Genomic DNA, 23,695 nt, shown 5'->3' on the forward strand with positions numbered 1-23,695 from the left:
GGGCGAAGGCCCCGTGAAAAACAGGAGGTTTTTTAACGCTCCGATATTAAAAATTTATGACAATGTGGAACTTTTTATAAAAAAGAGTGTTTAGATGTTTCCGTCATAAATTTGTCATCGTGTTACGCCACAATGCCCGATCTCGCGCAATAAAGTGGCTCGCCCAATACGCCAGGTGTTGGCAAGCGGCCTGAGTCCTGTTACAACATCAGCTCGATATCGATATTCCTTTTGAACGGCAGAGAATCATGAGTGATAGCCAGACGCTGGTGGTAAAACTGGGCACCAGTGTTTTAACGGGCGGATCCCGTCGCCTGAACCGCGCCCATATCGTCGAATTAGTGCGTCAATGCGCACAGCTGCACGCAATGGGCCACCGTATTGTCATTGTGACCTCCGGGGCCATTGCCGCCGGGCGTGAGCACCTCGGCTACCCGGAACTGCCCGCGACCATTGCGTCGAAACAGCTTCTGGCTGCGGTCGGACAGAGCCGTCTGATCCAGCTGTGGGAACAGCTGTTTTCCATTTATGGTATTCACGTCGGCCAGATGCTGCTGACCCGTGCGGATATGGAAGATCGCGAGCGCTTCCTCAACGCCCGCGATACCCTGCGCGCGCTGCTCGATAACAACATCGTGCCGGTCATTAACGAAAATGACGCCGTGGCGACCGCCGAGATTAAAGTCGGCGATAACGACAATCTCTCCGCGCTGGCGGCGATCCTTGCCGGCGCCGATAAGCTGCTGCTGCTGACCGACCAGCCGGGTCTGTTCACCGCCGACCCGCGCAATAACCCGCAGGCAGAGCTGATCAAAGATGTCTACGGCATTGATGATGCCCTGCGCGCCATCGCCGGCGATAGCGTTTCCGGCCTGGGCACCGGCGGTATGGGAACCAAGCTGCAAGCCGCCGATGTCGCCTGTCGTGCCGGTATCGACACTATTATTGCCGCCGGCAACCGTCCCGGTGTGATTGCCGATGTGATGGAGAGCGTGTCGGTCGGTACCCGCTTCCACGCGCAGGAATCGCCGCTGGAGAACCGCAAACGCTGGATCTTCGGTGCCCCGCCGGCGGGTGAAATTAGCGTGGATGCCGGCGCCACCCAGGCGATTCTGGAACGCGGCAGCTCCCTGCTGCCAAAAGGCATCAAAACCGTCACCGGTAACTTTTCCCGCGGTGAAGTTATCCGCATCCGCAATAGCGAAGGTCGCGATATTGCCCACGGCGTCAGCCGCTATAACAGCGATGCGCTGCGCCTGATTGCCGGCCAGCACTCGCAGCAGATTGATGCCATTCTGGGCTATGAATACGGCCCGGTTGCCGTCCATCGTGACGATATGATTATCCGTTAAGGAGCTGAAAATGCTGGAACAAATGGGCATTGCTGCCAAGGCGGCCTCTTACAAACTCGCGCAACTCTCCAGCCGTGAAAAGAATCAGGTGCTGGAAAAGATCGCCGATTATCTCGAAGCGCAGAGTGAAGAGATTCTGCGCGCCAACGCCGAAGACCTGACGGAAGCGCGCGCCAATGGCTTAAGCGAGGCGCTGCTCGACCGCCTGGCGCTTAACCCGGCGCGTCTAAGCGGCATTGCGAACGATGTTCGCCAGGTGTGCAATCTGGCCGATCCGGTTGGCCAGGTGATCGACGGCGGTCTGCTGGACAGCGGTCTGCGCATCGAACGCCGCCGCGTGCCGCTGGGCGTGGTGGGGGTGATTTATGAAGCCCGTCCTAACGTCACCGTCGATGTTGCTTCCCTGTGCCTGAAAACCGGCAATGCCGCGATTCTGCGCGGCGGGAAAGAGACCTGGCGCACCAATGCCGCCACGGTGAAAGTGATTCAGCGGGCGCTGGAGGAGTGCGGGCTGCCGGCCGCGACGGTCCAGGCGATTGAGAATCCGGATCGCGCGCTGGTTGGCGAGATGCTGAAGATGGATAAGTACATCGATATGCTGATCCCACGCGGCGGCGCCGGTCTGCACAAGCTGTGCCGCGAGCAGTCCACGATCCCGGTGATCACCGGCGGGATTGGCGTGTGTCATATCTATATTGATGATTCGGCCGATATAGCTGAAGCGCTGAAGATTATCGTCAATGCCAAAGTTCAGCGCCCAAGCGCCTGTAACTCGGTAGAAACCTTGCTGGTGAATCAGCATATCGCCGACCGTTTCCTGCCAGCCCTGAGCCAACAGATGGCGGAAAGCGGCGTGACGCTGCATGCTGACGCCGCCACCCTGCCGGTATTGCAAAACGGCCCGGCAAACGTCGAGCCGGTGAAGGCGGAGCAGTACAACGATGAGTATCTGTCGCTGGATCTGAATGTCAAAGTGGTCGCTGGCCTCGACGAGGCCATCGCCCATATCCGCGAGCACGGTACCCAGCATTCTGATGCCATCCTGACCCGTACGCTGAGCAATGCCAACCGCTTTATCAACGAAGTGGATTCCTCGGCGGTATACATTAACGCCTCTACCCGCTTTACCGACGGCGGCCAGTTTGGCCTCGGCGCAGAAGTGGCGGTCAGCACCCAGAAGCTGCACGCGCGCGGCCCGATGGGCCTGGAAGCGCTAACCACCTACAAGTGGATTGGTTTCGGCAACGATACGATTCGTGGTTAAGTCAAATCGGCAACGGTAGTAAAATGGGGGCGATTGCCCCCATTTTTTCTTTACTGGTTAATATCCAGGCTATCACAAGCAGAAGAACCATTATTATCAATAATCAAGGTAATATCTTTGTTGTGAAAATCGCGCATATCAAAAACCACGCTCTCTGCTGTGGCAATATGCTTTTCTACACGATGCGTCGCATCTTTGATAATCACTTTCACTCCGTCAGTTTTCCCGCAGTTTTTATTGACTGACGTAATACGTAAGGTGTCATATTCCCCGACGAACATCCTGACAATAGTCGGTGTTGTTGCGCCTGGGTGGGCGTAGATTCGACCTTCACGATACATACTAAACTGCCCCCAGGTGTCGCCTTTCTCCACTGCCGCGCTTAGATAACTCTCTGTAAGATTATTTTCATACTCCGCTTTCCATGAGGGGTAGGAACGGGAAAATTCATCAATCATGCTTCTGTATTCATCGATTGTATACGGTCTGATTTTTTCATAGACGTATGCCTGAACACCGCCGCTAAGTATAAATGGCTGACTGACTCTTTTATAAGCGGCACCAATTCCCTTACCTTCCAGGATAAGATTATTTGGCAGATATATAACCTGTTGTCCATGAATTCCAAGATGCGTTTGAGCTGGATCGGTCACAATCGCATAACGAGAACTAAAGGCTTCAGTAGCCAGCTTATCACGCAAATCTACCTGCGAGACGTTGGCGATATGGCTGACAAACGATGCCGGTGATATGGCTGAAAACAGATCATTATTAAGTGAACCGCTGGATGCAAAAACAGCCACCTTATCATCTGGCTCAACACGCGCACTCATAAAGGCAATCAGCTCATGGTAATGGTCAAAGTTTTCTAATCTGAGAGGATACTCTTTGCCAGGAAGATAGCGGCTGACTAATTCCGGTTTACCAAATGGTTTTGAATATGTGCTAATAAAGACTGCAACCGTAAGTAATGAGAATGCGATCGTAAGTGTTATCGCCAGTCCTTTGTTTAACCTGTCAAAGAATAGTTTTAAAGCCGAAAGCACGAGTATTGCCAACCAAAAACAGAATGGCATTCCATGCTGCATCCCTGGTGTCTGTGTTCGGGTAAATATAATATAGGTGATAATAAAATTAGCTAATGCAAAAGCACAAAGAACTTTAAGCCGAAAACTGGTTCCGAAAACAATATACAAGCCCCCCAAAACAATTAATGGCAGCAAATATAAACCAGCATAGTTCAGGGTTATAAAGAAGGTTGCCTGCTCTGTCGCCTTGTATGCAGAATAAATATCAGAATAGTTTGTCGTCAGTATTCTCTCAGCCAGTTCGAACTGAAAAACACAGACTAAAAAAATCACTACCAGCCCAGAAAGAGTAAAGAAAATAAAGTATTTAAATATTCTTTCCTTACTAAACCTGGCCGCTTCACCAAACAAAAATGTATTCAAAAAAGGCAACGTAACAAACAAGGAAACTACGCTATAGGCATACCATCGCCGGAATGCAAAGGGCAACCATAGTAATACTCCCATTGCGATTGCAAGTAATACAAAACGGGCTCCCTGGTATTTTAAGATATTAACTTTAAACAAAATCAAGCAGCACAGCGATAGTGGAATCATTCCTATGATATCAGGATAGCCGCGCAAGGTTGGTGTGACAAAAGGAATAAAACTTGCCAGAAAAACAAAGATATACGGCTGGTATTTGTTGTCCACACCTGCAGCAGTCGCAAACAAACGCATTGCAATATAAGCAAATGGTAAAAAATAAAGAATATACACACCCAATATGTAAGCTTCCCGATTTCCTATCGGCAGATAGTTAAACGGGATCAGTGCAATGACTGGCAAAGGGTTATAATCAGCTGAATAGACTGAATATTTTATACTAGCAAGCCATTGACTAAATGAGTCATGCAGTAAGCCAGTATACTCATTCCATACTACCCAGTAAAATCTGGAATCCCATGTATAAGCCTGATTTTCACTTGCCACAAAGGAATAACAAAGTACTGATAATATGGCGATGAAAACCACATACTGTATTCTACTGATTATTTTTTCGTTATTCATCATCAACCTTCTGCTGCGTTGTTTTTTCGATAAAATATTTAGGACGACCTTTAGACTCCATATATATCTTACCGACATACTCACCAATGATGCCTAACGATAGCATCTGTACACCGCCGAGGAAGAAAATAGCGATCATAACTGAGGCCCACCCTTCAACGGTATTTCCTGAGAATTTCTCAAACAGCGCATAAATTGCTGCAAACACCGAAAGAATACTGATCGCAAACCCTGAGATAGCGATAATCCTTAATGGGGTAATGGTCAGAGAAGTGATGCCTTCAATTGCCAGGGCAAGCATTTTTTTTAATGGATACTTCGACTCACCAGCCAGACGAACTGTTCTCGAATATGCAACCTGAGTGGAACGATAACCAATCAGTGGCACTAATCCGCGTAAATATAAATTTTGCTCTTTAAAGCTCAGCAACGCCTTTTTAGCGCGATCACTTAACAATCTGAAATCGGCATGCTGAGGAATCTGCTGAACGCCCATCCACTTCATACAACTATAAAAGAGACCCGCGGTTTTTCTTTTAAATGGAGAGTCAGATGCCCGATCATTACGTACACCATATACGATCTCATTACCATTGAGGTACTCTTTAACCATTAATGCAATAACAGAAGTATCATCCTGAAGATCTGCATCAATGCTCACAGTAATATCCGATTCGGCGGCCTCAAGACCCGCAACCAGGGCTACCTGATGACCACGATTTCTTGAAAGCTTAACCCCTTTAATCGTTGAGTAATCCATCGATGCTTGAGCAATCAACTGCCACGTTGAATCACAGCTGCCATCATCAACGAATAAAATATAGCTATCAGCTGAAATCAGTGTTGCCGTGACTAATTCCGCCAGAACCGCTTGTAATTCAGATAAGCAGTGACTGAATACTTCTTCCTCGTTATAACATGGCACAACAATAGCCAACTTTGGTTGTTTCATTATTTCATCACCCAGAGTTTATTAATTAAAAAACCAGCAATTGTGTAAACAATCATGCCACATAACTGAGATATATAAATCAAATCAGGGAATATTAATAAAAACATTTTAACTGTTATAATATTAGCTACCCAGCACATTGCACAAGATGCCAGAAACTTTATAAACCGTTTGCCGGTCAGCGCTATTGAAAAGGTAAACAACGAATTAACCACAAAACTAAAGAGAATACCTACCACATATCCCATGGCATTTGATAGATATACTCCAACCCCGGCAGACATTAATAAAAATATCACCACCGCAGTTATTGCTGTATTCAATAACCCCACCATTACATATTTCAATGCGGGATTAGAAAGTATTTTTTTCACTGCATCATCCTGTTATTAACCGCGACTGATTTTATCATTTAGGGGAAAGCTGACAACTACTAAGGTTGGCCCATTACCTTTAGTTGCATACCGTTAGCATTTTTTACGGCTCTTATAGGCTGCAGTGATAGCGTTTTGAAAGCGTGTAGCTAAAGAGCAGCTCGCGCCAATACCCGGCACAATTCAGGTCAATGATCGTCGTAGAAGTGGACAATTTGATGCTTAATACCATGCAGGCGCTGGAAAAATAGCCATTCGGTACAAGAGGGCATTGACGCCCCCTCCACTTAGTTTTAACCTTTTACCCCGTGATTCACATTCGTGAAGATGTCCTCTTCAGGGCCGATATAGCTCAGTTGGTAGAGCAGCGCATTCGTAATGCGAAGGTCGTAGGTTCGACTCCTATTATCGGCACCATCTCAACTTCCCCAAACGTCCGCATTCATCCATAACCACATTGATTTATAAAGATTTTACCGCTTTTTAGTCCATCATCGTCCGCAACCATCCAGTAGAATCCGATACGGAATGTGTATATGTGTTTTTAACGATATGCAGATTCGCCGCACGAAGCCTGAGGCTAAAGCCTGTACACCTGAAGATGGCCGGGGATTATCTTTGCTTATAGAACCGAATGGCAGCAAGAGCCGGCGGTTTCGTGATCATTACGCGGGTAAGTCCGCAATGCTGTTGAAAAGATAAACAAATGTCGGCACGAGATGCCTCCGCCAGTATGCAGGCATTTTACGGGCTATTTTCCCGTAAGCAGGCACAGCCAGTCGGTTGGATTAAACCGTCAGAGCGGCTCAACATGCTACGTACAATTGCAGCATGTCGCAGCGGATAAATGCCGGTCCATTTGCAAACATTGTGGGGTTGAACCGGCACTGATTACCGCTAATGCGGGCTGAAAATCGGCAGGGCAAAAATGCCTGAGAGGGGGATTATCAGCGGCTGTAAACCACCCGCCGCGCCATTGCAATGTGCTTTTTTGGCTGCACGTCTTCCGCTAACCGCGGGCGAGCTCGAATAGCTGGCCTGCCGCCGGAGTCAGACCTGACATATGGATACAGGCATGGACCATGCCCTGCAATCGCTCGCTGCGCACCTTAACGCCAGCTTTCTGCAGCCGTTGCCCATACTCTTCAGCCTCATCGCGTAACGGATCATATTCACAGCTCAAAATGGTAGCCGGAGGTAAGCCGCTAAGTGAAGCGGCATGCAGCGGTTCGGCATAGGGATGACGACGCAAGCCAAGATAGTTGTCCCAGCAAAACGCCATCGCATCGTGCGTTAAAAAGTAGCCTTCGGCAAACTCTCGGTAGCTCTCCGTCGCCATATCGCGACTTAACGCCGGATATAACAACAGCTGATGCTCGATATGAGGGCCACCGCGGTCCCGAGCCAACAATGCCGTCGCCGCAGCCATATTTCCTCCAGCGCTATCGCCGCCCACCGCTAACCGACTGGCATCAATCCCCAGACGACGCGCCTGCTCATTAACCCAGCATAGCGCCTGATAGACATCTTCCAGGGGGCGAGGAAACGGATATTCTGGCGCCAGTCGGTAATCAACCGACAGTATTATCCGGCCTGTCGCGTTGGCCAATGCCTGGCAAGGTTGATCGTACAGCGCCAGAGATCCCAGGCACCAACCGCCGCCGTGGGCGAAGAGCATTGCTGGCTGTGCGCTCCCGTTATTTGCCGCTACGGGTTTATAGGCGCGAAGCGTAATGCGATGGCCGTCATCAGCGACAACGACATAATCCTTAATACCTCCGCTCATTTCCCCTTTTCCCTGCAGCTGGCGCAAACCCGTTTCTGTCGTCGCTCTCATATCGGTCAGCGATACGGGCGCTGGTGTTCCCGCCAAAGAGGTCAAAAAGTTGGCAATATGCTCATCAAGCGGCATAACGAGTCCCCTCAGACAGAAATGGCACGATCAGCGCGATAAAAACCTCATGGCTCTCTTCGGTAATAAAATGTCCGCAGTCGGCCACCGTCTCGCCGCGCAAGTCATGCGCATTGCCTTGTAGAGTGGCCAGCGGCGCATCGCCCGTCGCGTGCTCAGCACCTATTGTCAGTACCGGCATAGTTAATGGCGTTTGCGCGCGTAATTGGTTCTGTCGAATGGTTTCCGGAATCGCCCGATAGTACTCAAAACCTGCTCGTAATCCACCCGGAGTCGAATAAGCGGCAATGTAAACCTCTGCGGCAACCCGATCGCGGCGATGAGACCAGCGGTTGAAAATATAGTTGAGATACTGTGATTCACGCCCGTGGGTCAAGGTTTCAGGTAAATCAACCAACTGATTGAACATGAAGTGCCAAAGAAAAATGTTCTCCTCCGGCGTGACAAAAATCGGCGGTGGCGGAGCAAGACCGGGGATCACCGCTTCTGTCAGCACCAGGCGTTCGACTGCTTGCGGAAAATCGCTCGCCATAGCGTAGCCAATCCACATCCCGACATCGTGACCCACCAGACGGTAACGTGAATGCCCCAGTTGCGTCATCATCGTATGCAGCATCACGGCAATACTCCCGGTGTCGTAACCGTCGCGCGGTTTGTCCGAATCGCCGATGCCGGGCGGGTCTACGGCTATCGCCTGAAAACCAGCCACGGCCAGCGCGCGCATAACATGGCGCCAGGTATACCAGGTCTGTGGCCATCCGGGGATCAGCAGGACTGGCTGCCCTTTCCCTGCGACAACGCAATGGATGCGTTGTCCGTTTACCTTCGTATAGACGTGTTCCATCCCGGGATCCTGTTCGAGGATCTCGTCATATAGCGGTTTCATGGGGGGTTCCTTGTGATATTACGGCTTAGCGAATGCCGAGTAATGTATTGATCTGATGAGGATTAACCTGTGCCCCGGCGAAATCGTCGAACACTTTATCAGTGACGTTAATGAGGTGGTCGCGGATGAACGCAGCGCCTTCCCGGGCGCCGTCCTGCGGGTGTTTCAGGCAACATTCCCACTCCAGGGTAGCCCAGCCGGAATAGTCATATTGTGCCAGCTTCGAGAAGATGCCTTTAAAATCAACCTGACCATCCCCCAACGAGCGAAAACGGCCTGCACGGTCTATCCACGATTGGTATCCACCATAGATACCCTGGCGACCGTCTGGATTAAACTCAGCATCCTTAGCGTGAAACATGCCAATAAAATCTTTATAAATATCAATAAAATCCAGATAATTAAGCTGCTGAAGCACCATGTGACTGGGATCGAAAAGTACCTGGCAGCGAGGATGTTTTCCTACCCGCTGATGAAACATTTCGAACGTCACGCCATCATGTAGATCTTCGCACGGGTGGATTTCATAACACAGGTTAATGCCCTGTTCATCGCAGGCATTGAGTACCGGCAGCCAGCGTCTGGCCAACTCGTCAAAAGCAGCTTCGATTAACCCAGCCGGACGCTGCGGAAACGGAAACAGATAGGGCCAGGCCAGTGAGCCGGAGAACGTACCCAGCTCGCTGAGACCAAGCCGTGCGGAGGCTTTGACGGCCAACAGCAGCTGTTGCCGTGCCCATTCACCGCGCGCTTGCGAATTACCATGCACATCCGACGGCGCAAAACTGTCGCACATGGCGTCGTAAGCCGGATGCACCGCCATGAGTTGACCGAAAATATGGCTGGTCAGTTCACTGACAACCAGGCCGTGTTCCGACAGCATTCCGGTGAGGTCATCACAGTAGGCCTGGCTCTCCGCCGCGGTGGCGACATCAAACAGACGCCGATCCCATGCCGGAATTTGCAATGCTTTGAAGCCGGTTTCCGACGCCCATCGGGCAATCGTAGGCAAGCTGTTGAACGGGGCTATCCCATCACTGAATTGGGCGAGATGCAGGCTTGGGCCTTTGATGGTTTTCATTGTAAACCCCTATTGTTTGTCGATTGACAAACAATAGGGGTAAAATCGGAGAACCACAAGAATAATTTATAAATTCTTTGGTAATAGCGCAGGTTTAAGCGATCCTGTGGGACTGAAAGGCAGGCAAAATGGAGCAGCATAATGGCAGGTAGACCGCGCGAATTTGATCGCGAACATGCACTTTTGAAGGCGCGCAATCTCTTCTGGCGACAGGGCTATGAAGGTACGTCAATGTCGGATTTAGTGGCAGAACTTGGCATCGCTTCCGCGCGCATTTACAAAGCGTTCGGTTCAAAAGAACAGTTGTTCCGACAAGCCATAGTCCATTATGAAAGCCAGGAAGGCGGGTTTGCAGATCGGGCCTTCGCCGCTGAGAATAACGTGCAGGAGGCGATCAAAAAGATGCTAGTGGACGCCGTGCACCTGTACAGCCAGGCGGAATTGCCGCGAGGATGTATGGTCGTCGCTTCTGCCGCGAGTGTCAGCGCGGAAAATGATCAGATCAAAACCTGGCTGGCCCAGCATCGCCTGCAACGCACGCAACAGATCATCGACCGCCTAAGGCAGGCAGTGTATAACGGCGAGTTACCGGATACGACCGATGCCGACAGCCTGGGAGACTATTTCGCCGTCTTTTTACATGGTCTTTCCGTTCAGGCGCGAGATGGCATCACAGAAGCGCGATTGTTAGCGGCAGTTAATGTCGCGCTTAACGCGCTGCCGTGTACAGCATAATGCATTGTAGCCAGCAATGAGTCTTTTAATATCAAAGGGTCATTAACACCCACAGTGTTTACTATCGCAGGTAAGGATGCCTCACGATGACCCCGAGACTCTCCCGCTCTCATTTGTCTCCTTTCGCGACACCTCACTGCCTGCGTTGATAGCCATCCCGGCGGGAAAAATACCCTACGGAGGGTCGAACCGGGTTAAAGAAAGGGCCTGCGATTTCCCGTAGGCCCTGGACCGCTGTCGCGTGGCTTACATCACTTGCCGCTCGCAAGCGCATTGACAGCACCAACTGTAACGTTACACTAAACCGTTATTGTTGATGTTCCTCATCAGAAAGCGATGCAGGATCAGGCTTGTCGACCCCGTATAAAACGGCGCGGAGAATCGTTCTCCTCCGCGCCTCGCCCACCGCTGCAAAGGAGATGTATGGCAAACATTCGCGATGTCGCAAAGCATGCTGGCGTGTCCGTCAGCACCGTATCCAACGTGCTCAATGGCCGTACAGACCAGATGCGCGAAGAGACGCTGGCGCGTATCCAGCAAAGCATGCAAACGCTCAATTACTTCCCTAACCGCGTCGCCCAGCAGTTGAAAACAGGCCAGGCCAAAATGATCGGCCTGCTGGTTCCGTCCATCGTCAACCCCAGCTTCGCCTCGCTGGTCCGTGAAGTGGATCTGGCGGCAAAAAAGCGCTTCTATCGCGTGCTGATCGGCAACACCTACCGTCAGATTGAAGAAGAAGAAGCCTTTCTGGAAGATATGTTCGCCCACGGCGTGCGCGGCATTATTGTCGCCGCCGGTGATATTGAAAAACCGCATTTTGTGCGCGCCGCCTCTCAGGGCATGATTATGGTCAACTACGACAGTCGTATGCCGGCCAGCGCCGGTTCCGGCGGCCTGGCGCTCGACAGCGTATCCATGGATAACGTCGAAGCCGGGCGTTTAGCCACAGAGCATCTGATTGAGCGCGGGTGTCGGCATCTGACGTTCGCCACCGTCGCCGGTATGATCCCGAGTCGCGCCCATAAAATCGAAGGCTTTCTCAGCGCGGTGCAGCGTCACGGGCTATTTCGTGAAGGCATGATTGTCGAGGAGAAAACGCAGGCGGCGTACGGTGATGCGGAAATGACCGAACTGGGCCGTTCGCTGGCGCAAAAAATCTGCCGCCAGTCGCGCCGTCCTGATGGTATTGTGGCAATTAATGACGCGCTCGGCATTGGGCTGATGGCCGGCCTGCACGAAGCCGGGATTAGCGTGCCGGGAGAGATCTCCATCATCGGCATCGACAACATCCCGCTATCCGGCCTGGTTTACCCCAGATTGAGTTCCGTGATGCCTCCGCTGAGTGAGATGGCGGAGGTCATGGTACAACGCCTGATTGAACGGACGGACAACCCGTCTCTCCCGCCGCAGGAATTTCTGTTTACCCCTTCCCTGGTGTGCCGTCAGTCGGTAAGCGATGCGCCCGAGGTCTGACTCTCGCGCCGCTGTTTTTGTGCCTGTGACGGGAGAAAAACACGTTCTCCTTCTCCCACGTCACAGTAGCGTCGGGCCGACGGTGAGCAGAATATTGGCAAAGCGGCGGGTTTCGCCGGAGGCGACAACCAACAGGGTATCCGACGATTTCGCCTGCGCGTAAAAGTCCTCCCGGGCCACATATTCCACTCCGGTCGACTCAGCAAGCAGACTGCGATATTCACGCGCAATCGTATTATCAAAATCATCCGGGCAGGACATCAGCAACGCTTTTTCAATATTGATGTAGCCGAGCATTTTTTGCAGGATGACCACGCTGCTAATTAAACCCGGGGAAAAATTCAGATAAATAATCCGCGCCCGCGGCGACGAGTTGGTTAAAAATGAATAATTAGCATCAGCGATAAGAATATTGGCTTTATGGCCACACTGGGCCAACGCCTGGAGTAAGTCCGGATGAATAATTTCTGATTTGATCATGACGACGTTCTCTGAATATGGGCGGGATATACCCCGCCCTGAGATTTATGCCCGATAAATACCGCCGTTAATATCCAGAGTCGCCCCGGAAATAAAGCCATCGTATTCCGAGGCCAGGAAGCAGATCGCGCGCGCGATATCTTCAGGCGTACCGGCTCTTCCCAGCGGAATATCTTCGATAGTCCGATCGGCCGAGGCCTGAGTGGTATGCTGGTTATGAAAACGAGTCCCCAGAATCAGCCCTGGCGCCACGGCATTCACCCGAATACCAAACTCGCCAAGCTCTGCGGCAAGGGAGCGGGTCCACGTCAGCACCGCGCCTTTAGTCATCGAATAGACCAACGATCCGGAGTGCCCGCCGGAGCGTCCGGCTAACGAGGCGAGATTCACGATACTCGCGCCGTCAGTCGCCTCTTTTAACCACGGCAGCGCCGACTGAGTCACATTGAGCATGGTCGTCATATTGACATCAATGACGGTACGCCAGAACTGCGGGTCAATTTCACCGAGCCATTTGCGGGCAATAATTCCCCCGACGTTATTCACCAGAATATCGATCCCGCCTAAGAACGCCGCCGCCTCGGCAACGCAGCGTGCCGCATCCGCCTCGCTGGTCAAATCCGCATAGCCGCAGGCGGCCTTGCCTCCCCGCTGCTGGGCAATAGCGATTAATTCTCTGGGGCCTTCTTCACCGCTGAAATAGTGAATATAGATATCACATCCGGCCTCAATCAGTTTTCTCGCGGTCTCTTTACCAATACCTTGCTCAGCGCCAGTAATAAATACTTTCTTTCCCGTTAATGACCCCATTGCATACTCCTTTCTTCAGAATAAATCCGCCATCGGCGCATAATATTTATCAGCGAGAGATTCAGGACGTTGTTATCCCCACCTGCAGGCGTGTTAAATATCAGAACCTGAGCGATACATGTTGACCTTGCGCCCTGTCGACATTGACAGGACGCCTCTTTTAACCGTCTTTAAATAACGAAATGCGGTTTACTACTGGATTCACAATTAATAACCAGCGAGCCCCGGCAACCATGTTGTTAATGGTGGGACCATGGCCACGATAATAATACCGACGAAGACCACCGCCAGATATTTTGCCATTGGCCGAATAACGTGTTTCATCTCCACGCCGCAAATGGCGCAAGTGGTATAAAGGCCAAGTCCGATAGGCGGTGAAAAGAGACCAAAGCCCATTGCCATAATCATAATGATGCCGAAATGCAGCGGGCTGAAGCCCAGCTGAACGGCGATCGGCACCAGTATCGGCGCAAAGATAATCAGCGCCGGAGCACCTTCCAGTACGGCGCCAAAAATAACCAGAATAACGATGGTTAATAGCAGAAACAGCCAGGCTCCCTGCTCGACCCCAATGCTGACCAGTAATTCCGCTATTTGCTGCGGGATCATCTGTATCGTGAGCGCATAAGAAAGGCTGGTGGCGCAGGCGACGATAAACAGCAGCACTCCGGACATGGCGGCGATATCGATAAACATTTTTACCGTTGCTTTGAACGTCAGTTCACGAAATGCAAGGCGACCGACGACGATCGCGTAAATCACGGCAAAAGCGGAGATTTCTGTCGAGGTGGCGATCCCCATCATGACGCCGCGGCCGATCATAAAAATCATCACCAGCCCAACGGCGGCGCCAAGGTAGAGCTGCGTGCGCGGCCGTAATACCGGATACGCTTCGCTAACGTTGATTTTGCCGCCAAACCGGTTGGCGGCAATCATCAGCAGTACCAGCAGGCAGACGGCGGGCACCAGACCAGCAATAAACAGCGCGCCAATCGAGATGTTCGCGACAAAGCCCATAACAATCAGATTCACGCAAGGTGGGATTGTTTCGGCCATCACGGCCGAGGCAGCGAACACCCCGGCGGCCTCTTCGCCATCCTGTTTAGCCCGACGCACCGCCGGCATCAGCACGCCGCCAACCGCCGCAACATCTGCCAGCTTGGAGCCGGAGATCCCGGAAAAGAAGGCCATCGACAGTACGGTGGTCATGTTGAGGCCGCCGCGAAAGCGCCCCATGCCACGCACGATAAGTTCAACGAGCCGCGTTGACATCCCGTTGATCTCCATCGCGGCACCGGCCAGCAGGAAGAACGGAATGGCCAACAGCACGAAGTGATCTACCCCCGCCGCAACCTGCTGGGAGAAAAAGACAAACGGTAATGACGGATCGCAGATAAAAAACACCATCGCCGACAGACCAAGGGTAAACGCAATCGGCACGCCGGCGAGAATACCGAGGACAAAGCAAATCAGCATCAGCCCGGCTGCAGCGCTGGCGGGATCGGCCATCAGCGAGAGTTTCATATAGCCAATGGCGGCCAGAACCACAATGCCAAGGCCGCTAAACAGCACAACCCGAATGCGCTCCCGCAAGGCAAGCTCCAGCGCCGCCACCATCATAACCAGCGAACCAATCAGCACCGGAATGACGTAGATTGTCTGCGGCAAACCGGTCTCCGTGGTTTGCAATCGCGCGGCCTGCACCAGGTCGTAGCTGGAAACGACAAGCCCAACCGAGACCAGAAACAGGATCCAGCGGCTGGCATGAACGACATAGGGCCGAACCTGTTCAGGCAGGAAACGCAGGAACAGATCGACGCCAATATGGCCTCCTTTCGCCGTCGAGGTGGCCACGCCGAAAAACACCAGCGCAATCATCAGCGCGCGGGCCACCTCTTCGGCCCAATGAATGGGCGAGTGCAGCGCATAGCGCCAGATAACGGATGCGAACACCACCAGCACGTTGATAAACAGCACCAGCGCTCCGGCCCAGGCGGTTAAGGTGGTTAAAAACCGGCTCAGCTTGCCCAATAGCGCAAGGACGAAGCACTCATCCTTTGCTTTAATAGAGATATCAGCCATGTTGAATCTTCTCCACAAGATTGCCAATCTCACCGCTTAACCCCGCCGTGACACGGCCGGGTAAGCGGCGCCGATCATGACGGGTCTTTTGCCGCCGCGGTAATTTCATCAACGATGGGCTTCATATCCGGATACTGCTTGAGGAACGACTGCCACACGGGCTGCACCTGCTGATAGAAGAACTGGCGATCGGTTTCGCGGAACGTCACCCCTTTTGCTTCAAGGTTCTTTATTGCTTCCTGTTCTTTTTTACCCGCTTGCATGCGTTCATAGTCCGTCGCCTCTTTCGCCGCCGCCAGCACGTCCGCGCGCAGTTCCGGCGGGATTTGTTCGAAACTCTTTTTATTCATCGCAATCATCAGCGGGTTGTAGCTGTGGCGAGTCAGGGTGCCGTTTTTGATGATTTCATAATATTTGCTCGCATAAATCGTCGGGGCATCGTGCTCTACGCCGTCAATAACGCCCATTTGCAGGCTGGAATAGACTTCACCGCCCGGCATAGGGATCGCCACCGCCCCCATATGGTTTAACGTGGCGATAAAATTAGGCACCGGTAGCACGCGAATTTTCAGGTTTTTTAAATCCTCCGGCTTTTCAATCACCTTTTTGGTATAAATATTGCGCGCACCTAAGTTAAAGCCGTAGCCGAGCACCATCACGTTGGCTTTATCCATCATTAAGGCGGAGAGTTTTTCCCCGGCGCTGCCATCCAGCGCTTTCCCTACCTGACTGTAATCTTTAAATAAATAACCCAGATCCAGGACGCCCATTTCAGGTACCAGCGTGGCCCAAATGGATGTACCGGAAATCATCATATTAATTGCGCCTATGCGAACCTGCTGCGTCGCATCGGCCTCTTTCCCCAACATGCCGTTGGCAAAATAGTTGAGCTTAATTTGCTCTTTCAATTTCGCATTGTTGTTAATGTTTTCCTGAAAACGGCTGAACCAGATGTAGTGCGCCGAGGAGTCGTCCGCGGGGAGAGAAGAGTAAACGCGGAAGTTGAGTGCCGCATGGGCTAAGGTGCTCACCGCACTTCCCGCTATCAGGGCCGAGCTCAAACAAGCAAAAGCTAAAATACGTCTGGCCGAACAAAACTGTGTCATTTTCATCATCGTTATCCTTTCACGTACCGTTGAGGTGTCTGTAGCACCTTCGGGCCTCGCTAAATCGCCAGGGACTTCAGTCATAACCGGAGGGTAAATTTCTTCTGTAACGTTTTAGTGTAACGTTACAGACCGTATTCGCCTCGCCAGATAAAAGCAAGTTGCTTCCCCCCGTCATCGCGCATGATGTGTGAATTTTGTGGCAGGCGTCGCGAATTCAGGCTCAGGTTTTACATCGTGAAAACGCCCTCATCGCTGTTTAGTCACTGTTTAGTCGCTGCTGTCATCTGACTCTGGCGACTACACTAAACAAACACAGGCGTGCCTGGCTGGCGTACAAGAAGAGGGCCGAAAGAGTCTTTACCGGGCATAACGCGGATTCGCACCATAGCCGTTGCTAAACGTGAAGGCCATCGCAAACGCCGCTTTTGATTCTCCGCTACGCTGGAGTACGCCATTCACTCATTAACGTTCTGAGACAGGAAATAACCATGCAACTGAATGACCTAACCTTGTTCCGCCAGCAGGCATTTATCAATGGTGAGTGGCGTGATGCCCTCAGCAGCGATGTCATTACGGTGACCAACCCGGCGAACGGAGAGGTGCTGGGCTCAGTACCTAAAATGGGCGCAGAAGAGACGCACGACGCGATCCAGGCCGCCCATCGCGCCCTTCCCGCCTGGCGACAGCTCACGGCGAAAGAGCGCGCCGCGATCCTGCGCCGCTGGTTCGATCTGATGATGGCAAACCAGGACGATCTGGCCCGGCTGATGACCCTGGAGCAGGGCAAACCGCTGGCAGAGGCAAAAGGCGAGATTAGCTACGCCGCTTCATTTATCGAATGGTTTGCCGAAGAGGGAAAACGCATTTATGGCGATACCATTCCCGGTCATCAGGCCGATAAGCGCCTGATCGTGATTAAACAGCCGATTGGCGTTACCGCCGCGATCACGCCGTGGAATTTCCCGGCGGCGATGATCACCCGTAAAGCCGGCCCGGCGTTAGCGGCCGGCTGCACAATGGTTCTCAAACCCGCCAGCCAGACCCCTTTTTCCGCGCTGGCGCTGGCCGAACTGGCCAGACGCGCCGGGATCCCTGACGGCGTATTTAACGTGGTGACCGGTTCCGCCAGCGCGGTGGGTAATGAACTGACCGGCAACCCGCTGGTGCGTAAGCTGTCGTTTACCGGCTCCACGGAAATCGGCCGCCAGCTGATGGCACAGTGTGCTCAGGACATCAAAAAAGTTTCGCTTGAGCTAGGCGGTAACGCGCCGTTTATCGTGTTTGATGATGCCGATCTGGATAAAGCGGTAGAAGGCGCCATGGCGTCGAAGTTTCGTAACGCCGGGCAGACCTGCGTCTGCGCCAATCGCCTGTACGTGCAGGACGGGGTGTATGCGCGCTTTGCCGAAAAACTGCAGCAGGCGGTGGAGCAGCTGCACCTCGGCGATGGCCTACAGCCGGGCGTCACAACCGGACCGTTGATTGATGAGAAAGCGATTGCCAAAGTGCAAGAGCATATTGCCGATGCCGTCGGAAAAGGCGCCCGGGTCATCACCGGCGGGAAGGTGTCTTCCCTCGGCGGCAACTTCTTTCAGCCGACTATTCTGGTCGATGTTCCCGACGGCGCCAAAGTGGCGAAAGAAGAGACGTTCGGCCCGTTGGCTCCCCTGTTCCGCTTCACAGATGAAGCGGATGTCATCCGCCAGGCCAACGATACCGAATTTGGTCTCGCCGCCTACTTCTATGCCCGTGATTTAAGCCGCGTTTTCCGCGTCGGCGAAGCGCTGGAGTATGGGATTGTGGGCATCAACACCGGGCTGATTTCCAACGAAGTCGCCCCGTTTGGCGGCGTGAAGGCTTCCGGTCTGGGTCGCGAGGGCTCGAAGTATGGTATTGAAGACTATTTAGAAATCAAATACATGTGTATTGGCCTTTAATCCACGTCCGTTCCGGGCAACGGAGTCCCGATGGGGTACCCCTTCGGGCTCCGTTTGCGCCGCCGGTTACTTGCTTTTCTTATAGCGCGGTAGCTCAACAACCGGATAGGAATAGGTCTCCTGTACAATACAGCGGTCAGGTGTCGCCATCCCGGAATAGAAGAAATAATAGGCCTCGCTGTCCGGGAAAAAGACCAGATCATCGCCATTTTGAAAACGCGTCACGCGAAACGGGACATTGCCTGTGGTTTGCGCCTGTCTGATTCCGGAAGCAACCTGGAAGTGATCGCCCCATTTCATCGTCGACAGCTTGTAATGGAATTTTGAGATCGTCACGCTTTTGCGTAACGAGCAGGACAATTTCACTGCAGTACCCGCAAATGCCGGAGAAAGAAACAGGCTTACCAGACTCATTAGTAATATAATTTTCATAAATATCTTTAGTTTACAGATCCATGTGGTGACGGTAACACGGATAGCCTGTTCAGGCATTCTCGCGGAGCACATTTTCTCGGGACAGCGCGCCTCTAAGAACAATCCCACCATGATGTTTATGGAAATAAGTCCGACATGACTCAATGATACGAGCGATTAATAAAAATCAGGCAGTTTGAGGGTGGGTAAAGGAATAAAAAAATCCACGCGCTCTGGCGTGGATTTTTTTAGACTGAATCTGGCAGACGTGGGACATCAGGCCCGCAGTCTGAGCGGCTCGCTAAAGTCATCGGCGGGTTCCAGCTTCAGACTGAATGTCGTCAGCAATGCCTTAGCCCGGTCGTGGAAATCACGCAGCGTTTTCTCAAGTTTCTCGCTGACTTCCGGATCGTCGATAGCCACCGGTCGCCAGACCCCTTCTTTATCGAACAGGCCAAACTGATAGCTGTAAGTGAAGCGTGATGTCTGTGCTTCCATCTCCATCCACCATCCCCAGAACTCTCGTTTTTCCGGGGCGGGTTTTACATTGACGCAAACTGCCAGGCAATCGAAAAAGAAGCGATTGTCTTCACACTGCTCTTCGCGAATATAAGGGCCAAGAGCCGTGAATTTCTTAATCAGCTTACTCTTGAGGTGTCCACTCGGTAACGTCATTGCGATCTCCTTTAGTGATGCAACTGTTTTACCAAATCAATAAAATTTAGCAATATATTAACTAAATCTATGATTGATCCAGCGGGCAATCTGGCGCAATGCGCGATCGAAATTGTGATAAACGGGCTTAAATGGAATCTCAAGCAGCTTGCCATCGGCGGATGACGAGGTAATTAAGCGCGATTCCTCTTCCGGGCTGAACGGATCGTTTTTCCAGAAGCCGGAAAGCATCGGCGTCGGACAGCGACGGCCCAGAAGCCCCTGGGTTTTTAATGAGTAGCGGTTCAGCTCGATGCGCAATGCTTCATCAGACGCATCGTGCATGCCCAGCCGCGATGCCAGAACGTCGAGATACATTTCCGGAACCCGGCCCTGGTGCAGCGGATCCACCAGCAGGTTATGCACCACCGGGCCAAGGCAGGCCACGGCTTTTAAGCGCTGCGGCTCCAGATAGCCCAGACGGACGGCGACATTCGCCCCAAAACGGAAACCGAACGCTGCGACCCGGGTATGATCGACCCACGGAACATTCGTCAGGTGCCGCAACGCATGCTGATGCAGCAGGCTGGTATCCTGGGTCAGTTTCCATTTTGACGAGAAGCCTATCGAAGGCATATCCAGCGTCAGCATAGCGATCCCCAGCGGCGCAAAGTAGTTCTCATACAGGCTGTAGTAGTCCGTCTGCAGCGCATCCAGCCCGCCGCACATCAGAACCACCGGGAACGGACCTTCGCTTTTCGGCATATGTAAAAAGCCGGTCACCGGCGCGCCGCCGGGCACAGGAAACTCCAGCTCGCGCAGCTCGCCCGGCAGGCGAAGCGCGGCCTCTTCATAGGCCCGATTAGCCAGCGCCTGCGCCTGTTCCGCCAGCTCGTCACCTTTAATATGCGGATAGGCGGCAATGCTATAGAGATTGGACGCATGCAGCCAGTGGCGCCCGCTGCTCAGCGGATCGGCTTCCTGCCCGGCCTTTTGCTGCCAGATCATTGCCTGTTTGGCCCATTCGAAAATCCAGTTGCCACCACGATAGCCCACCACGGTGTCATAAAGCTCCGGATCCGTACGCTCAGCATCGCTCATCACAATGCGCGCCTGCACATCCAGGATCTCCTGTGGCGCCACGCCACGCCAGATCCACATCAGACGGTTAATCAAGCGATACCAGTGATCGACATTGCTCCCGTCAAGCGCAGAGTGGATCGGCTGTTGCGAACCCGACGCAAACCGACGCACCAGCGTAGACGTCTCTGGATGTTTGAATCGAGGTTTAAACAGTGTTTCGCTAAGGTTAGCTTGTGACATGTGCAGCCTCCATCGTGTTGCCACTCCGGACTATTGTAACCTGCATACGGACAAAAAAAACCACGCCCGGCATAACCGGGCGTGGTAAATAGCACTCACCTTGTAAATTAACGACCTGAGATCGGCGGTACGAACACCACGCCCATGTCCCACGGTTGTTCAATCCAGGTATCCTGTGGAATATCAACAACATAATCATCAACCAGCGGACGACCAGCCGGTTTAGCAAAAATGGTAACGAAGTGTGCTTTTGGGTACATTTCGCGAATAGCGACGGCGGTACCGCCGGTATCGACCAGGTCATCGATCACGATGAAACCTTCACCATCCCCTTCAGCGCGTTTCAGGACGGTCAGCTCGCGCTGGTTATCGTGGTCGTAGCTGGAAATGCAAACGGTATCAACATGACGAATACCCAGTTCACGCGCCAGTAATGCACCCGGTACCAGACCACCGCGGCTTACGGCAATAATGCCTTTCCATTGTTCAGAAGGCATCAGACGATTGGCCAGTTTGCGGGCGTGAATCTGCAACATGTCCCAGGTGACGACGTATTTTTCGCTCATGTGAAGTGTCCCAGCCTGTGTTATACGGCTTAAATGATGTTCGAGGGGGAAAATGGTTGCGCGAGATTATAGAGATCTGACGCACTAAAAACCAGTGTTAAGCGGCCATCCCAGCGCTTTTTGCGTTGTTTACACTACCAGTCGGCGTGGAAAGTGGTATTCTCAACCCCACCGCGCAAGCCTGCGCCTGTTGTATTTTTTATTGCTAACCCTCGACCTGTAAAAGACTTTTGCAGGCGATCGTAAGGAGACTCATCGTGTCTGAATTGTCTCAATTATCCCCGCAGCCGCTATGGGATATTTTTGCCAAAATCTGTTCCATTCCCCATCCGTCCTATCACGAAGAACAACTCGCTGAACACATCATGGGCTGGGCAAAAGAAAAAGGCTTACACGCAGAACGCGATCAGGTTGGCAACATTCTGATTCGTAAGGCCGCCACGGCCGGTATGGAAAACCGTAAACCGGTTGTTCTGCAGGCGCACCTTGATATGGTGCCGCAGAAAAACAACGACACCGTTCATGACTTCACCAAAGATCCGATTCAGCCGTATATCGATGGCGAGTGGGTCAAAGCGCGCGGCACCACCCTGGGCGCGGATAACGGCATCGGTATGGCTTCTGCGCTGGCAGTGCTGGCTGATGACAACGTCGTACATGGCCCGCTGGAAGTGCTGCTGACCATGACCGAAGAAGCCGGCATGGACGGCGCATTTGGTCTTCAGGCTAACTGGCTGCAGGCCGATATTCTGATCAATACCGACTCTGAAGAAGAGGGCGAAATCTATATGGGTTGCGCCGGCGGTATCGACTTTACCTCAAACCTGGCCTTAACCCGCGAAGCGGTTCCGGCAGGTTTCCAGAGCTTCAAGCTGACCTTAAAAGGGCTGAAAGGCGGTCACTCCGGCGGCGAAATTCACGTCGGCCTGGGGAATGCCAACAAGCTGCTGGCCCGCTTCCTCGCAGGTCATGCGCAAGAGCTGGACCTGCGTCTGGTGGATTTCAACGGCGGCACCCTGCGTAACGCCATTCCGCGTGAAGCGTTCGCCACCGTCGCCGTCGCGGCCGACAAGGTCGATGCTCTGAAAGCGCAGGTCGCCACCTATCAGGACATCCTGAAAAACGAACTGGCGGCAAAAGAGAAGAACCTGGTGCTGCTGCTGGATGCCGCCGCCAATGACAAAGCGGCCCTGACGGCGCAATCCCGTGACGGCTTTGTGCGTCTGCTTAACGCCACGCCAAACGGTGTTATTCGTAACTCCGACGTGGCAAAAGGCGTTGTAGAGACCTCTTTGAACGTCGGCGTCGTGACCATGACCGATGACAATGTCCAGATCCACTGTCTGATTCGTTCGTTGATCGACAGCGGCAAAGATTACGTAGTCAGCATGCTGGATTCGCTGGGTAAACTGGCGGGCGCGAAAACCGAAGCCAAAGGCGCATACCCGGGCTGGCAGCCGGACGCGAACTCGCCGGTGATGCATCTGGTGCGTGAAACCTATCAGCGTCTGTTCAACAAGACGCCGAACATCCAGATTATTCACGCCGGCCTGGAATGCGGTCTGTTCAAAAAACCGTACCCGAATATGGATATGGTCTCCATCGGGCCAACCATTACCGGCCCGCACTCTCCGGATGAGCAGGTGCATATCGAAAGCGTCGGTCAATACTGGACGCTGCTGACGGAACTGCTGAAAGCGATTCCGGCGAAGTAAGTTACGGCAATAAACGGTCCGGATAACGGCGCGTGGCGCCTTATCCGGGCCGTCTCATCTTCTCCATCCGATAATTAATAAACGTCTCGCCGCGCACCGCCACCTGCTGTTCTTCCTCGACCCTGAAACCATGCCGTGCAAAAAACGGTTTTGCCGTAATGCTCGCGTCGACCGTCAGGGAACCGTGCGGTATCTGCGCAAACAGTTCCTGGAGCAGCGAGCTGGCAATGCCTCGACGGCCATACTCCGGCGCCACAAACAGGAGATCGATATAGCGGTCCACGGCGCTGATAAACCCTACTGGAAGCGGGTCAATGACCGCGACCCACACCCGAGAATCCCTCATTTTGTGTCGCCAGCGGGCCTCGTCTATCTGCGCCCAGGCGGCTATCTGGCGGGGGGAATAATCATGGCTGGCGGTCTCTTGTACCGCGCGCAGAAAAATGGCGCCCAGCGCAGTAAAATCATCGTCGCGATAAGGTCTGATCTTCAGCATCG

Annotated in this window: 21 protein-coding genes, 1 tRNA gene and 1 pseudogene; 8 read left to right on the top strand and 15 right to left on the bottom strand. The window is 52.7% G+C overall.

From position 1 onward, the window contains the following. The first annotated feature begins 248 nt into the window (after positions 1-248). Both proB and proA read left to right on the top strand, forming a co-directional pair. Positions 249-1,352, top strand: a complete 1,104-nt coding sequence (gene proB / locus AC007G_RS04225) for a glutamate 5-kinase (RefSeq protein WP_004858334.1) — start codon at positions 249-251, stop codon at positions 1,350-1,352. Between the two features lie 10 nt (positions 1,353-1,362). Beyond that, the gene (proA, locus tag AC007G_RS04230) at positions 1,363-2,616 is read left to right on the top strand and encodes a glutamate-5-semialdehyde dehydrogenase (protein ID WP_032700722.1); all 1,254 of its coding nucleotides are present in this window, start codon (positions 1,363-1,365) and stop codon (positions 2,614-2,616) included. Between the two features lie 50 nt (positions 2,617-2,666). Here the strand turns inward: proA and AC007G_RS04235 are convergent, their stop codons facing one another. Genes AC007G_RS04235 through AC007G_RS04245 form a run of 3 tightly spaced genes read right to left on the bottom strand, consistent with a single transcriptional unit; the run spans position 2,667 to position 6,020 of the window. Continuing rightward, complete coding sequence (locus AC007G_RS04235) at positions 2,667-4,697, bottom strand: hypothetical protein (protein ID WP_223849359.1); 2,031 nt, start codon at positions 4,695-4,697, stop codon at positions 2,667-2,669. After that, entirely contained in the window at positions 4,687-5,646 is a 960-nt protein-coding gene (locus tag AC007G_RS04240) for a glycosyltransferase family 2 protein (RefSeq protein WP_142630498.1), read from the bottom strand. The genes AC007G_RS04235 and AC007G_RS04240 overlap by 11 nt, the downstream gene beginning before the upstream one ends. Then, entirely contained in the window at positions 5,646-6,020 is a 375-nt protein-coding gene (locus AC007G_RS04245) for a GtrA family protein (RefSeq protein WP_032689344.1), read from the bottom strand. The genes AC007G_RS04240 and AC007G_RS04245 overlap by 1 nt, the downstream gene beginning before the upstream one ends. A gap of 341 nt (positions 6,021-6,361) precedes the next feature. Between AC007G_RS04245 and AC007G_RS04250 the strand changes: the two genes are divergently transcribed. Further along, a tRNA-Thr gene (locus tag AC007G_RS04250) sits at positions 6,362-6,437 on the top strand. A 111-nt stretch (positions 6,438-6,548) separates the two neighbouring features. Continuing rightward, a pseudogene (locus AC007G_RS04255) lies at positions 6,549-6,710 on the top strand (Arm DNA-binding domain-containing protein); the annotation flags it as partial. A gap of 319 nt (positions 6,711-7,029) precedes the next feature. Here the strand turns inward: AC007G_RS04255 and AC007G_RS04260 are convergent. The 3 genes from AC007G_RS04260 to AC007G_RS04270 are packed head-to-tail and all read right to left on the bottom strand — an operon-like array spanning position 7,030 to position 9,899. Then, complete coding sequence (locus tag AC007G_RS04260) at positions 7,030-7,932, bottom strand: alpha/beta hydrolase (RefSeq protein WP_032689345.1); 903 nt, start codon at positions 7,930-7,932, stop codon at positions 7,030-7,032. Further along, positions 7,922-8,818: an alpha/beta fold hydrolase gene (locus AC007G_RS04265; protein ID WP_142630499.1), complete on the bottom strand. Its 897-nt coding sequence runs from the start codon at positions 8,816-8,818 to the stop codon at positions 7,922-7,924. Before AC007G_RS04265 ends, AC007G_RS04260 begins: the two co-directional genes overlap by 11 nt. 25 nt (positions 8,819-8,843) lie before the next feature. Beyond that, positions 8,844-9,899, bottom strand: a complete 1,056-nt coding sequence (locus AC007G_RS04270; RefSeq protein ID WP_142630501.1) for a sugar phosphate isomerase/epimerase family protein — start codon at positions 9,897-9,899, stop codon at positions 8,844-8,846. 141 nt (positions 9,900-10,040) lie between these two features. Between AC007G_RS04270 and AC007G_RS04275 the strand changes: the two genes are divergently transcribed. Beyond that, positions 10,041-10,634: a TetR/AcrR family transcriptional regulator gene (locus AC007G_RS04275; RefSeq protein WP_032689348.1), complete on the top strand. Its 594-nt coding sequence runs from the start codon at positions 10,041-10,043 to the stop codon at positions 10,632-10,634. A 423-nt stretch (positions 10,635-11,057) separates the two neighbouring features. Continuing rightward, positions 11,058-12,107 carry a LacI family DNA-binding transcriptional regulator gene (locus AC007G_RS04280; protein WP_142630503.1) on the top strand — a complete coding sequence of 350 codons (1,050 nt, stop codon included), beginning with the start codon at positions 11,058-11,060 and terminating at the stop codon, positions 12,105-12,107. Positions 12,108-12,167: 60 nt separating this feature from the next. Here AC007G_RS04280 and AC007G_RS04285 read toward each other — a convergent pair whose 3' ends face one another. The 4 genes from AC007G_RS04285 to AC007G_RS04300 form a co-directional block, all read right to left on the bottom strand. Next, positions 12,168-12,587 carry an RbsD/FucU family protein gene (locus tag AC007G_RS04285; RefSeq protein ID WP_032689350.1) on the bottom strand — a complete coding sequence of 140 codons (420 nt, stop codon included), beginning with the start codon at positions 12,585-12,587 and terminating at the stop codon, positions 12,168-12,170. 45 nt (positions 12,588-12,632) lie between these two features. Further along, entirely contained in the window at positions 12,633-13,397 is a 765-nt protein-coding gene (locus AC007G_RS04290; protein WP_049266034.1) for an SDR family NAD(P)-dependent oxidoreductase, read from the bottom strand. Positions 13,398-13,604: 207 nt separating this feature from the next. Next, positions 13,605-15,479 carry a TRAP transporter large permease gene (locus AC007G_RS04295; RefSeq protein ID WP_032689352.1) on the bottom strand — a complete coding sequence of 625 codons (1,875 nt, stop codon included), beginning with the start codon at positions 15,477-15,479 and terminating at the stop codon, positions 13,605-13,607. Positions 15,480-15,553: 74 nt separating this feature from the next. After that, positions 15,554-16,510 carry a TRAP transporter substrate-binding protein gene (locus AC007G_RS04300; RefSeq protein ID WP_227507585.1) on the bottom strand — a complete coding sequence of 319 codons (957 nt, stop codon included), beginning with the start codon at positions 16,508-16,510 and terminating at the stop codon, positions 15,554-15,556. Positions 16,511-17,076: 566 nt separating this feature from the next. Between AC007G_RS04300 and gabD the strand changes: the two genes are divergently transcribed. Further along, positions 17,077-18,525, top strand: a complete 1,449-nt coding sequence (gene gabD / locus AC007G_RS04305) for an NADP-dependent succinate-semialdehyde dehydrogenase (protein ID WP_032689354.1) — start codon at positions 17,077-17,079, stop codon at positions 18,523-18,525. A gap of 66 nt (positions 18,526-18,591) precedes the next feature. On the opposite strand, the gene AC007G_RS04310 is transcribed toward gabD, so the two are convergent. The 4 genes from AC007G_RS04310 to gpt form a co-directional block, all read right to left on the bottom strand. Then, a complete protein-coding gene (locus AC007G_RS04310) occupies positions 18,592-18,957 on the bottom strand; it encodes a hypothetical protein (RefSeq protein ID WP_032689355.1) in 366 nt (121 codons plus the stop codon). Positions 18,958-19,215: 258 nt separating this feature from the next. Next, on the bottom strand, positions 19,216-19,614 hold the full coding sequence (gene crl, locus AC007G_RS04315; RefSeq protein ID WP_032696603.1) for a sigma factor-binding protein Crl: 399 nt from the start codon (positions 19,612-19,614) through the stop codon (positions 19,216-19,218). 57 nt (positions 19,615-19,671) lie between these two features. Beyond that, positions 19,672-20,916 carry an esterase FrsA gene (gene frsA / locus AC007G_RS04320; protein ID WP_032689368.1) on the bottom strand — a complete coding sequence of 415 codons (1,245 nt, stop codon included), beginning with the start codon at positions 20,914-20,916 and terminating at the stop codon, positions 19,672-19,674. 107 nt (positions 20,917-21,023) lie between these two features. After that, positions 21,024-21,482 (bottom strand): xanthine phosphoribosyltransferase, encoded by a 459-nt coding sequence (gene gpt, locus AC007G_RS04325; protein WP_004858267.1) that lies wholly within the window; start codon positions 21,480-21,482, stop codon positions 21,024-21,026. Positions 21,483-21,739: 257 nt separating this feature from the next. Here gpt and pepD point away from each other — a divergent pair, with 257 nt between their 5' ends. Next, on the top strand, positions 21,740-23,197 hold the full coding sequence (gene pepD / locus AC007G_RS04330) for a cytosol nonspecific dipeptidase (RefSeq protein WP_032689369.1): 1,458 nt from the start codon (positions 21,740-21,742) through the stop codon (positions 23,195-23,197). Between the two features lie 40 nt (positions 23,198-23,237). Here the strand turns inward: pepD and AC007G_RS04335 are convergent, their stop codons facing one another. Continuing rightward, positions 23,238-23,693: a GNAT family N-acetyltransferase gene (locus tag AC007G_RS04335; RefSeq protein ID WP_142630505.1), complete on the bottom strand. Its 456-nt coding sequence runs from the start codon at positions 23,691-23,693 to the stop codon at positions 23,238-23,240. Positions 23,694-23,695: the final 2 nt, after the last annotated feature.

Source organism: Klebsiella sp. CSG-1, from assembly GCF_056521145.1.